The following is a 12101-nucleotide window of genomic DNA, read 5'->3' on the forward strand; positions in this document are numbered from 1 at the left end:
TTTTGCTGTAAGTGTTAAAATGAATAGTATTGCAATGAAATTTGAAAGGTGTTCCTATCTTATGAACAAAAAACTAGCAGCTTTTTCTTTATCTTCTCTTCTTTTTTTGGGAGGATGCCAATTTGGAGATGATAATAAAAGCGGGCAAAAACAACACGGCCAGACAGAAAACAAAAAGCCAAAAAAAGCTGAGGACAGCCTTACCCTTCCGGCATCATCCTTTAACACCATTAAGAAGGAGGATGGCAGGGAAGTCATACAAAACCCGGAAAACCTTTTGGTTTTGGTTAACAAAAACGTCTTGCTGCCAGCCGGTTATGCTCCAAAAGATCTCAGAAGGCCAAATGTGAATTTTTCTTTTGGAGACTCCAATGAAGAAAAAGCATTGATGCGTGACGCTGCGGCAACGGCTCTTGAGAATATGTTCCAGGCTGCAGAAGCAGATGGGATAGAATTATACGCAGTTTCGGGGTATCGATCCTATGACCGTCAGGTAGCTCTCTTGAATGCTGAGATTGAACAGGTAGGAAAACAGCAGGCTGAGCAGGCAGTAGCAGTTCCCGGTACCAGCGAGCACCAGACTGGATTATCCATGGATATTTCGAGTAAAAGTGCGAATCTTCTCCTTGAGCAGACATTTAAAGAAAAGCCCGAAGGAAAATGGCTTGCCGATCATGCTCATCTTTATGGATTTATCATGAGGTATCCAAAGGGGAAAGAAGGAATTACAGGGTATGAATATGAGCCATGGCATTATAGATATGTCGGCAAAAAAACAGCGAAAATCATCCATGATAAAGGATACACATTGGAAGAATTCTTCAAAGTAGTCAAGAAAATATAATTATTGATACAATAAGACAAGCAGTGCATGGAAACTATACTTGTGTCCTGAAAGTGGTGAAATACATGGAAGAAGAAGGAAAGAGGGAAGAAATGCAGCAGGAGCAGTCAGGTTCCCGATATATCAGGATTAAACGATTTCCTTTTATTATGGGAATATTTCTGCTGATTTTCCTTACTGCCGGCATTACATTGACAGCTCTTACGTTCGGCGATAAGAAGCAGGTGCAGCCGATCAGCCGTGACAGGCAGGAATTTAATAAGCTTTATTCAACGTATGATACTTTGAATAAGCAATATTATACAAAAATTGATCAAAAAAAATTAATTGATGGAGCCATTAAGGGAATGATAACTTCCCTGGATGATCCTTATACGGATTATATGGATGAAGATCAGGCCAAAAACTTTCATGAAACGATTTCATCCAGCTTTGAAGGAATTGGGGCAGAAGTCCAGCAAAAAGGAAATCAGATTTCCATCGTTTCCCCGATTAAAGGTTCACCTGCTGAACAGGCTGGCTTAAAGCCAAATGATATTGTATTAAGTGTAGATGGAAAGAAGCTTGAAGGCATGACGGCCAATGAAGCTGTACTCCTCATCAGAGGGAAGAAGGGTACCAAAGTAGATCTTCTCATCCAGCGGGAAGGTACATCTCAGCCGATAAGTGTCTCCATTACAAGAGATACAATTCCAATTGAAACCGTTTATGCAAAAATGGACAAAGATAAAATTGCCAGAATCCAGATTACAAGCTTTTCTGAAAGAACAGGCGATGAACTGGAAAAAGCCATCAATGACATGAAAAAACAGGGCATGAAGGGAATGGTGCTCGACCTCCGCCAAAATCCTGGAGGACTTTTGGATCAGGCTCTGCAGATTGCAAGTCTTTTTGTTCCTAAGGATGAGATCGTATTCCAGGTTGAAGACCGTGAAGGGCATAAACAGATTGCAAAATCGAAAAATACTGGCGGAAAGCCTGATTACCCGGTAGTAGTTTTGGTTGATGAGGGAAGCGCGAGCGCTTCGGAAATTGTCGCTGCAGCTTTAAAGGAATCGGCAGATATTCCGCTTGTCGGTGTGAAAACATTTGGTAAAGGTACCGTCCAGACCACAGAGGATTTCAAGGATGGATCAAATGTGAAGTATACCATGGCCAAGTGGCTTACACCGAAAGGGAATTGGATCCATAGAAAAGGCATCAACCCGGATATTGAAGTGAAGCTTCCAGCATATGCGAATCTCCCTATGCTGTCTCCTGATAAAGCCTTGACTATAAATAATTCTTCTGCCGAAATTAAGACAGCAGAACAAATGTTATCAGCCGTAGGATATAACCCAGGCAAAACAGACGGGTACTTTGATCAGGAACTGCAGGTTTCTGTGAAAAAATTCCAGCAGGACAGCAAGCTTCCGCAGACTGGAATCATCGAAGGCAAAACGACGCTTGCTCTGATGACCAAGCTTAGGGAAAAAATCCTAGCCCATGATGTGCAGCTGGAAAAAGCAGAGGAAGCAGTTAAAGGAAAAATAGCAAAATAAGTAGATAAGCTGATGAATAAAAGACTGGCCACCCTTACATGCTTACCCGGCATAAACCTGCATTATGTTCAGAGTTTAGAGTTATGAACGGGCAAAGCCAAAGGGGGCCGGTTTTTTTATGGACATGACCTTAAGCAGGTCCTGGTGTATTTTTAGAATGGAAAAGGTGATGATACCAAAATGACAGATGTTTTTATCATCGGCGGCTTTTTAGGAAGCGGAAAAACCACGATGCTGGCAAATATTATCTCCCAGGAAAAGAAGGCTGGCCGGAAAATAGCGGTACTTATGAACGAGCTGGGGAAGGTTTCTTTAGATTCTTATTTCATTGATGAAGGCATTCCGTTAAAGGAGCTTTATGACGGGTGCATCTGCTGCACGCTGCAGGACAGAGTTGAAAGCCAGGTTCAGGAACTCCTCAGCCAGAATGAGCTTGATGCCATTTATATCGAAACAACAGGAGCCGCTCATCCTGTCGAAGTTCTGGACAGCATTATGAGCCCGTTTCTCGCCGACAAGCTCAAATACAGAGGCATCATAACGGTTGTGGATCTGCTTGGGTGGAAAAGAAGGGAGGAGTTTTCTCCCCAGGTCAGACAGCTCCTGTATGAACAGGTATATCATGGGGACTTTCTCCTTCTTAATAAGATGGATTTAGTGGCCGAAATAGAAGCAGCTGCCTTTGTATTTGAAATACAGTCTATTAATTCTTCTGCTGAAATTGTGCTTACCCAAAATGCGGCTGTATCCATAAAGCAGCTGCAGACTGTCAATATGACAGAAAAAACGGAGCATTCCAAAGCGGACATTGGCAGGCAGCTCAAGCTGTCCGCTTTGACCTATGATTTTAAGGGAAGTATCAGCCAGACAGATTTTGAAAACTGGCTAAGGAGCCTGCCGGAATCCATATACCGAATGAAAGGGTTTTTGCCGTTTAAATCACATACACGGCCGGTGCTCTTCCAATATTCCTATGGAATGCCTCTTTATATGAACCAGGAAATGAAGATGCCTCTCAAGCTTGTCGTTATTGGCGAGCAGCTGGACAAGCAGAGACTTGCGCAGCAATTATCGGATATGGAGCAGTAAGGGCCTGCCAGGGCAAGGGGTTTGCGGACCAGTATTGCAGGGAAGAAATGATAGAGAGTACAAATCTTATGACCAGCAATGATAAAGGAGGCCGTCCCATGCCCTGGACGAAAAAAGATTATCCGAATTCCATGAAGAACTTGGACGGACCTGTAAGAGAAAAAGCGATAGAAATAGCGAACGCCCTCCTTGAGGAAGAGTATGATGAGGGAAGGGCCATTCCTATTGCAATTAAAAAGGCGAAGGAATACATCCATGATCATCCTTCAGAAAAAAAGGAGAGGAAATGAGCGGAGAAAATGATAATGGCCCGGTGTATATTCCGGGTCATTTTTTTGTTAATATAAAGAGAAGAGACGAGCGGAACGATGAAAGGATAGATTTAGTTGAGAAAAGATAAGATTATTGAATTATTGAATTTTCACAGGCAGTTCTATAGAACGATCAGAAGCGATTTACAGCAGATATATGGAAGTGCGATTAACGGAAATGAATTTGGAGTACTGAGAATTCTGCATAATGAAGGTCCTCAGAAGGCTTCTGCGATTTCTCAGGAACTTAAAGTATCTGCAAGCCATATCACCAATGTTACTGATATCCTTGTGAAAAAAGGCTACATAACAAGAAGACGGACAGAAAACGACCGCAGGGTAGTGGAAATTACCCTTACGGATGAAGGTGAAGAATTATATGTAAAGCTTGCCGAAAAGAGGGCTGAATACTTCAACACTCAATTTAGCATCCTATCGGAGGAGGAGCTCTCTCTATTTAATGAGCTTTATAAAAAGCTTTTGGCAGACTGGAAGTAATAGTGTGTACGAAGCCGTTAAGGCTGATTCATGGACCCAAACGCAGCGAAACTCTGCTCCTCCCCAATTGAGCCGCAGGTACCGCATTGCAGTTTATACTGAGGTCCACTGTATTTAAAATGATAAGCCTCCAAATTCTCGCTAGTATATTCCTCTATAATTTCTCCGGTTTCCGGATGGATTTTCATATAGGCTGGTACCTGCTGGATAAAATTAAAGCGGGAACGATTGGTTTTGCAGTTTGGACAGCGATAAGGTATAGCCATGTTCACACCTCCTTTTTACTTATTGTTCACCATCCTTTATATAATATGTAGAAAAACGGTTTTTAAGGAGATTCACCATCTATCATACAGCTAAAATAAGCGGAGGTTTTAATGGAAAAGGAAATCACTCAGAAAGAATTGTTGCAAATGTATCTTTCCCTTTGGAATAACCGGGGAATGGAAGAAGAAACAGAAGCGGAAGCCAGTTTATCGCTGCGGGAATTGATTCGGAGGGAGCTTCTGGATGAAAATTCCCACCCAAGAATCCGAAAGACGAAGGAAGATAAATTACAATCAGGGCTTATGAGGCTGGAGGCCTCAGGGTTAAACCGGGAACTAAAAGAATTACTGTCACACCTATATAAGGAGATCTTTCATTCACTTTAAAAGGGTGGAAGCGCACTCATTTGCAAGATTACACTAGGTAAACGATCATTAACATTCCTTAACAATTGTAATATTACTGAAATATAGATTACAAAGAGGAACTTTTTAAAAATCTGTCAATCCCAAGTTTGGTAGCAGGTTATGGAAGGGTTGATGCGAAAGTACCAAAATTGCTTTTTTTTACGAAAATAACCAATTAAAGCCTGGCGCTAGTTTCACCCTTTAGCAGCAAGGCTTTTTTTATTTTTCTAAGACCTTGGTCCTGTTTCCTTATCCAAGTTTTATACATGCTAAACTACATGGAAAACTGTGGCTCAAATATTACGAGAAATCCATGTTATGATTTCCTTGTCAGCAAAACAAATACAAATGCAACTAGGGGAGGAAATAATAGAATGAAAAGCAAATTCCTATTATCAATCGCAGCAGCTGCAGCAATTTCCATTACCGGGGCGGCAACAAATAAAGCACATGCAGCAACAATCACACAAGAAACTGTTAAGCCTACAGTCATTCAATTTAACAATTACCAGGATTTAAATAACTATCTTAATAAGTATCTTGGAAACTACAAAACTATCCCATGCCCAGGACAGGCAGCACCTGTTCAAGCTATGCCAGCTGCACCAGCGCCGGCTAAAACAGCTGCACCAGCGCCAGCTAAAACAGCTGCACCAGCACCGGCTAAAACAGCTGCACCAGCATCATCTGCAAGCACTCTAAGTGCTTATGAGCAGAAAGTTGTAGAATTAACAAATGCAGAACGTTCAAAACAAGGTCTTACACCATTAAAAGTAGATCCAGAGCTTAGCAAAGTAGCCCGTATGAAGTCTCAAGATATGCATGACAAGCATTACTTTGACCACACAAGCCCGACTTACGGATCTCCATTTGATATGATGAAGAAATTCGGAATCAGCTACAAATCTGCTGGTGAAAACATCGCACAAGGACAGCGTACTCCAGAGGAAGTTGTCAATGCTTGGATGAACAGTGCCGGCCACCGTGCCAACATCCTGAACAGCGGATACACATATATTGGTGTGGGCTATGTAGCGGATGGAAACTACTGGACACAACAATTCATCTCTAAATAATAAACAGCAGACTAAGCCGAAATTGGCTTAGTCTTTTTTGCTTTTATTTTTCCATAAAGTTTATTTCAGAGTATTGCATATCTTCTCCTTTTGGAATACTGATTTCCAAAATGTCCTCCTTTAGCAGGGCGCTTGCACCTTTCTTTTTTACAATGGAGGGCAGGGTGATAAGTTCCTTATTGTTTTTTTCGGGAAAGCCATCCAAAATAAGCTGATTGGTCGTATGATAAATTTTCAGCCTCTTAAGAGAAGCGGAATCCCGGACAGGGACCCTTACATAGACAGAATCATGAGTTTCAAACACCTGGATCCCGGATGGTGAGGGGGCTCCAGCTGTGTTTAATCCCCCTTTAAATAAAGAGGCAGGGAATCCTTTATCCTCCATCCCCTTGCCATTAGGGAAGAACTGAGAAAAAAACTTTTCCATGTATGGCTGAAACTCCATTGAATTCATTTTTTTCATGATGTCATCTGTATTTTTTCCAAAAGGAAACAGCATATTCCAGGGAAACAAAACCACATCTTCCTTTCGGTTCATAGTATATCCCCTGTATCATATGCAGCATAAGTCACAAACGTTAGGAAAGCCAGAATTAATCGTTTTGCAGATTGATTTGTACATCCTTCGATTTCTCCACTTTTTTGAACACAATGTGTAAGACCCCGTTTTCATAGGCAGCTGCTATGCTATTTGGATCATAAGAAAATGGGATGAGAACGGTCCGTTCAAATTTCCCGAAATAGCGGTCTTTGCGCAGCAGGACTTCCTCTGGCACACTATAGGGATAGGGTATCTCACCATTAAGTGTCAAATGGGCTCCCTGTGCTTTAATTTGCAGAGACTCCAGCTGATTAATCCCCGGGATATCGGCAAAAAGATGCCCTTCTCCATCTGCCTCAAAAAGATCAATTGCAGGAAAAGCCCTTGGCATAAGGTTATCAAAATAAGACCAAAACTGATCTCCAAGTAAATCTCCGCCTTTTTTTCCTGCCCATCCCGAAAAGCTATTCGGATTTTTATTCATAAGAGGCCCCCTGTTTATGTGGCTTTATACATTGTATGTAGAGAGTCTTCTGTTTAGGTTTTTCTATTGGATGATATCTAAATACGAATAAAAAAGACCGGGATGTCTTTCCCGATCTCCTTTCAATCACTAACCCGCATATAGTTCTTTCATTTTTTTCCGCTGGACGATAATAAGACGGTATGAAAGTGTGATCGCTCCAGCTGCCAGTCCAGCTATTAGACCGATCCAATAGCCAAAAGCATGGAGGTTTGTAAAATGGGCTGCCAGGTATCCTATTGGAAGACCTATGACCCAATAGGAAATCAGCGACATGATGAGCGTAACATTCACATCCTTATACCCGCGGAGAGCGCCCTGGATCGGGGCCTGAATGGCGTCCGAAAGCTGGAAAAACAGGGCGAAAACCAGAAAATGGGCTGTAAGCTTCAACACTTCTGGATCGTTTGTATATAAGGAAGCAATCCTTTCTCGTAAAAAGAATAAAATCATACCGCATACACAGGCAAGTACCACCGCTAAGCAGATTCCAAGGAAGGAATATTGAATGGAATCCTTAATTCGCTTTGCCCCTGTTTCAAAGCCTACCAGGATCGTCAGCCCCATTGATATGCTGAGGGGAATCATATACAAAAAGGAGGCAAAATTCATGGCTGCCTGATGAGAAGCAATGACAGTCGTACTATATCCGCTCATTAACAGGGTGACGGCCGAGAATATGCTTGTCTCAAAAAAAATGGAGAATCCGATAGGGATTCCAATCTTCAGAATGTTTTTCCATTCCTTCAGCGAAATGCTGTAGAATCTGCGAAAGACCTTATAGGCTGTGAAAGGGGCGTTATGATAAACGACATGAGCCGCAACCAGACAGATAATCCAATAAGTAATGGCTGATGCATAGCCTGCGCCAACCCCGCCGAGTCTCGGGAATCCGTAGTTACCGAATATCAGGAGGTAGTTTAACAGCACATTTACAGGCAGAGAAAGCAGGGTAATGAACATCGACACCTTTGTCTGTCCCAAAGCATCTATATAAGCCCTTAACGCATTATAAACAAATAAGGGAACCATTCCGATACTGAGGGCGCACAGGAAGTCATGGGCAATATTCCTGACCTTCGGCGCTAAATCCATGGAAGAAAGAATAGGATTTAAAACAAATGATCCTGCCAGGATAACGAGGAGGGCCATGAAAAACGATAGATAAACTCCCTGGGTAACAGAGAAAGGCACCTCTTCCTTTTTTTTTGCCCCAATCTGCTGGGCTACTATGGGTGTGATTGCCAGAAGGATTCCGCTTAAGCCGGTAAAAACAGGCACCCATAGGGAGCTTCCAATCGCTACTCCAGCTAAGTCAGCAGGACTGGATTTTCCGGACATCATGGTATCAAAGAAGGTCATGGAAAAAAGCCCCAGCTGCGTTAGAAAAATGGGCAGGAGAATGAAAATGAGTTGTCTGACTTTTTGTTTTAGTGTGTATGTCTGCTTCATAGGAGAACCTCAACTTTCTTCAATGAACAAGATTATAGCACAAGTTGGCAGCCCCCGCCTAAATAAATCCCGCATACGAACTGTGAGGAGAAGGTACATTTTTTTCAGAATCTTTACATAAGATGGGAAAGGTACATGCCAAAGTCTGCCACAGCAGGGGAGAAATTGAACGGAAAAGGGGAGAAAAAGGTGGCTTTTACTTATTCCAAGGGCTGGTTTATTAAGGAGTTAAAGGAAATGGGAATTTCGAAACATCCAATTGAAAGAAAAAAACTCGAACTGTATAGAATCCATATCCTCAGAAACCTATATCATGAAATGAAAAAAGAAAATGAATGAGAAAAGGCCTTCAGTTCATATACTGAAGGCCTGACTTCTATGCTTCCAGGAGATGATTTTCGTCATCTGCCGGTGTATTTTGGCGCATGATATATAATGTATATAAATCCTTGGAGATTTCAAATAGATCAAATATCTCTTCAGTTTGATTAATCGAATCATACATGGCTTTTCGTGTTTCATTTGCCAAGACAGCATAAGGCAGTTTTTTTGCTGCGTTCACAGATCGCTGATTGACTTTACGGATCCTTAGAAATACGTTCTCGATTCCAAGCTCAAAAAACAGCTCATTAAAAAAGGCATCTTTAGCAAGTTTGTTATAACCTTTTCCGTGATACTCTTTACCAAGCCAAGTGCCTAAAAATCCAGCGTTTTCTTCAATGTCAAAAAGCGAAATGGTTCCGATTGGGTTGCTCCACTCGTCAAGAATGGTCCGGGAAATCAGCTCGCCCTGTTCTTCTGCTTCAATAGTCTGCTTTGTAACGAAAAGATATTCGTCATAGGTTTGAACTTTTTGGCGGACAAACGGGAAAACATCCGGATGGGTCATCAATTCATAAAGAGTGTGGCAATCATTTAACTCTCTCTTTTTTAACATAGAACTTATCCCTCCGCATGAGGGCAGAATTCGCTCATTGGAAAATGAGCCCACCCTCGAAATTTTTCAACAAATTCAGCATTAAAAAATTTCGGGGTGGGAATCGAACCCACTAGAACCGGTGTTTACCGATGGCTCACCATTTGCCTTCCCTAGTTTTATCAGACATGATACTTTGTGAATGATTTTTAAAAAATATACTATACGAACGTATAATACTAAAAATTTGTGAAAAAGGAAATAGGAATTTTTACTATTTTTTTCGTCAATTTTCTAGCTCTTTCTATAGAATCTGCAGAGCCGGGATTGAGGAAGGATGTGAAGCCTTTTCAAGGATTGCAAGGAAAAATTATAGCTTGTCCAATCGATTTATTTCTGCTCCCGGCAGCCGGATTTTTTTAAAAATAAAAGGAATATAATGGAAGTATTGTATTCTGGAATTTTAATTAAAAAATGAAGTCTTCATCTAATAATTCCTTTAAACACAAAAAAATAAATGAATGACCGCACAATTTTCATGTTGAGGCAAGGTTTTTGAACTTTTTTTGAACTGGATTCGACAAGAGGCATGGCAATGAGTCAAAGTTATTTTATTATTTCGCTTGCCTTATTCGAATTCAAACGGAATTTGTTGGAATTTTTGTTGTTTCATTTGTTTGAATTGGCGGTATAAAAGGATTAAATAGTAGTAGGCAGGATTTTACTTTTCAATGCGGCGTTTCCAACAAATATAAATGTAAGGAGTGCTGGATATGGTGATCAAAGCGGGGAGCTGGAGAATGCTTTCATTACAGGATAAAATGTTTATATTGAAATTGATAAGTGATCGATCTAAAAGAAAACAGAGTGAAGTACTATGACGGGTTGAAGGTGGCTGATAAATCTAACCGGATTTATTAGCTGCCTTTTTATTTGAGCTGTTTTCCTAGTATTAATAAAAAATTTACATATTTACGCTAGGAGGCAGCTATAAATAGAGTAAGCGATGTTTCTCTTTATATGAAAACATAAAGGAGTTATTAAATGGATATTCAAAACTATTATAGGGAAACTTCAAAAATGCATCATCATTCAGCCTGGGTTTCTCTTCTCATCGCTTCTCTTTTTTTTCTTTTTCACGCTTTTGGCAGGCTCCATGGGAATATTTTTCTTATTACAGCTCCTTTTTTATTATTTGGCACGTATTCCATTGGCCGGTGCTTTTTGCTTGAAGCGAAAATAGACAAGCATGCAGGATGCCATGGATCAGCGCTTATAAATATGTTTGAAGAAAGCTACATATTGTTTTCCTTTTTGCCTGCCCCTACACTAAGATTGCTCCTTTTCGAACCTGGAGGAAACTGCCTTGGGGAAATTAAGGATTTAAAGGGAAAAAATTTCCTATGGTTCATTCCAGGCCCGCTGGCGGCAATGTTTACCAGAAGATACGGACTGTTTGATTCAAAGGGCCGTTTGATGGCAGCTTTTATTCTGAAAGGCGTAATGGCCAATACGTTAATCATGGAGAATAAAGAAGGAGAAATAATAGGAGTATATAAAGAGAACATCAATCATTCACTTTTTGCATTGAAGGGAATGGTGACGGATTCTAATCACAAGCCATGGATTCCGGTATCTATTCAAACAGGACTGGGCGGGTTCAGTCTGGAGGATAGACAAGGAAAGAAAATAGGGAGTCTTCAATGCGGGATCATGCCCATAGAATGGGGAGAGCGGTTTGAAGTCAATACACCTATTTTGCACTTTCATGAGCTAGCGGGATTAGAGGACAAGGTTGCTGCGCTGGGCATTTGTACAGCTCTCTATAGCAGCAGGAAAAATTGAGTAAGCATTTCTTGACTCATTTCCTTGAAGCTTTGTTATAATTTTTTTATAACACTGCGTCTTAGGACACCATATTCCATTAGAAAATGACGCAGTAAAATAATAAATGTGAGGGTTAGCTATGGCATTATTAGATCAAATTTTAGAACACAATCAAAAATTCGTAGAAAACAAAGAATATGAAAAGTATCGGACGGATAAATTTCCGCAGAAGAAATTGGTCGTCTTGAGCTGTATGGACACCCGTCTTGTAGAGCTTCTTCCTAAAGCACTGAATGTGAAAAATGGTGATGTGAAAATCGTGAAAAATGCAGGAGCGGTCATCGCCCATCCGTTTGGCTCCATCATCCGTTCGCTTATCGTAGCAGTATATGAATTGGGAGCGGACGAAGTCATCGTAGTCGGCCACCATGACTGCGGAATGTCCGGAATGGATCCGGAAAGGACCCTGAACAAGATGAAAGAAAGAGGAATTACAGACGAAGTCATCCAAACCCTTGAGAACTCCGGCACTGACCTGCATAAATGGCTTGAAGGTTTCAAAGACGTAACCGAAAGTGTTGCTCACAACGTATCTCTAATCAAAAACCATCCGCTGATCGCCGGCGATATACCAATCCATGGAATGGTAATTGACCCCGCGACAGGAAAGCTGGATCTTATTGTGAATGGATACGAAAATCAAAAATAAAAGTACCGTCCAGGCAGAATAGTATGCCTGGATTTTTTGTGGAATCCAGCTGCGAACTGCCGCCTTCGGTCATAAGCCAATCAGTCCATGGGAAGGAAAA

Annotated in this window: 15 protein-coding genes; 10 read left to right on the forward strand and 5 right to left on the reverse strand. The window is 41.2% G+C overall.

Annotation, left to right across the window (positions count from 1 at the left end; genetic code table 11):
- Positions 1-61: 61 nt before the first annotated feature.
- The 5 genes from H539_RS0119585 (at position 62) to H539_RS0119610 (ending at position 4283) form a co-directional block, all read left to right on the forward strand.
- Entirely contained in the window at positions 62-844 is a 783-nt protein-coding gene (locus H539_RS0119585) for a M15 family metallopeptidase (RefSeq protein ID WP_026694929.1), read from the forward strand.
- A 65-nt stretch (positions 845-909) separates the two neighbouring features.
- Positions 910-2385, forward strand: coding sequence for a lmo1851 family serine protease (locus H539_RS0119590; RefSeq protein ID WP_026694930.1), 1476 nt, complete (start codon positions 910-912; stop codon positions 2383-2385).
- 180 nt (positions 2386-2565) lie between these two features.
- Positions 2566-3474 (forward strand): CobW family GTP-binding protein, encoded by a 909-nt coding sequence (locus H539_RS0119595; protein ID WP_026694931.1) that lies wholly within the window; start codon positions 2566-2568, stop codon positions 3472-3474.
- A 98-nt stretch (positions 3475-3572) separates the two neighbouring features.
- Positions 3573-3764, forward strand: a complete 192-nt coding sequence (locus H539_RS0119600) for a DUF2188 domain-containing protein (protein WP_026694932.1) — start codon at positions 3573-3575, stop codon at positions 3762-3764.
- A 96-nt stretch (positions 3765-3860) separates the two neighbouring features.
- Positions 3861-4283, forward strand: coding sequence for a MarR family winged helix-turn-helix transcriptional regulator (locus tag H539_RS0119610; protein ID WP_245602222.1), 423 nt, complete (start codon positions 3861-3863; stop codon positions 4281-4283).
- 17 nt (positions 4284-4300) lie between these two features.
- On the opposite strand, the gene H539_RS0119615 is transcribed toward H539_RS0119610, so the two are convergent.
- Complete coding sequence (locus H539_RS0119615; RefSeq protein ID WP_026694934.1) at positions 4301-4549, reverse strand: hypothetical protein; 249 nt, start codon at positions 4547-4549, stop codon at positions 4301-4303.
- Between the two features lie 111 nt (positions 4550-4660).
- On the opposite strand from H539_RS0119615, the gene H539_RS0119620 reads away from it, so the two are divergent.
- Positions 4661-4936, forward strand: coding sequence for a hypothetical protein (locus H539_RS0119620; protein WP_026694935.1), 276 nt, complete (start codon positions 4661-4663; stop codon positions 4934-4936).
- Positions 4937-5331: 395 nt separating this feature from the next.
- Positions 5332-6033: a CAP domain-containing protein gene (locus H539_RS0119625; protein WP_026694936.1), complete on the forward strand. Its 702-nt coding sequence runs from the start codon at positions 5332-5334 to the stop codon at positions 6031-6033.
- A gap of 43 nt (positions 6034-6076) precedes the next feature.
- On the opposite strand, the gene H539_RS0119630 is transcribed toward H539_RS0119625, so the two are convergent.
- The 3 genes from H539_RS0119630 to H539_RS0119640 all read right to left on the reverse strand — a co-directional run bounded on the left by H539_RS0119630 (position 6077) and on the right by H539_RS0119640 (position 8549).
- Positions 6077-6571 carry an Hsp20/alpha crystallin family protein gene (locus H539_RS0119630; protein ID WP_026694937.1) on the reverse strand — a complete coding sequence of 165 codons (495 nt, stop codon included), beginning with the start codon at positions 6569-6571 and terminating at the stop codon, positions 6077-6079.
- Positions 6572-6626: 55 nt separating this feature from the next.
- Positions 6627-7058 carry an Hsp20/alpha crystallin family protein gene (locus H539_RS0119635; RefSeq protein WP_026694938.1) on the reverse strand — a complete coding sequence of 144 codons (432 nt, stop codon included), beginning with the start codon at positions 7056-7058 and terminating at the stop codon, positions 6627-6629.
- Positions 7059-7187: 129 nt separating this feature from the next.
- A complete protein-coding gene (locus H539_RS0119640; RefSeq protein ID WP_026694939.1) occupies positions 7188-8549 on the reverse strand; it encodes an MATE family efflux transporter in 1362 nt (453 codons plus the stop codon).
- A gap of 189 nt (positions 8550-8738) precedes the next feature.
- Here H539_RS0119640 and H539_RS32875 point away from each other — a divergent pair, with 189 nt between their 5' ends.
- Positions 8739-8888, forward strand: a complete 150-nt coding sequence (locus H539_RS32875) for a YflJ family protein (RefSeq protein ID WP_081415972.1) — start codon at positions 8739-8741, stop codon at positions 8886-8888.
- A 37-nt stretch (positions 8889-8925) separates the two neighbouring features.
- Here H539_RS32875 and H539_RS0119650 read toward each other — a convergent pair whose 3' ends face one another.
- Entirely contained in the window at positions 8926-9486 is a 561-nt protein-coding gene (locus H539_RS0119650) for a GNAT family N-acetyltransferase (protein ID WP_026694940.1), read from the reverse strand.
- A gap of 1023 nt (positions 9487-10509) precedes the next feature.
- Between H539_RS0119650 and H539_RS0119660 the strand changes: the two genes are divergently transcribed.
- A complete protein-coding gene (locus tag H539_RS0119660) occupies positions 10510-11310 on the forward strand; it encodes a hypothetical protein (protein ID WP_026694941.1) in 801 nt (266 codons plus the stop codon).
- Positions 11311-11431: 121 nt separating this feature from the next.
- Positions 11432-12001 (forward strand): beta-class carbonic anhydrase, encoded by a 570-nt coding sequence (locus H539_RS0119665; RefSeq protein WP_026694942.1) that lies wholly within the window; start codon positions 11432-11434, stop codon positions 11999-12001.
- The last annotated feature ends 100 nt before the right edge of the window (positions 12002-12101 follow it).

Source organism: Peribacillus kribbensis DSM 17871, assembly GCF_000430765.1.
GTDB lineage: Bacteria > Bacillota > Bacilli > Bacillales > DSM-1321 > Paraperibacillus > Paraperibacillus kribbensis.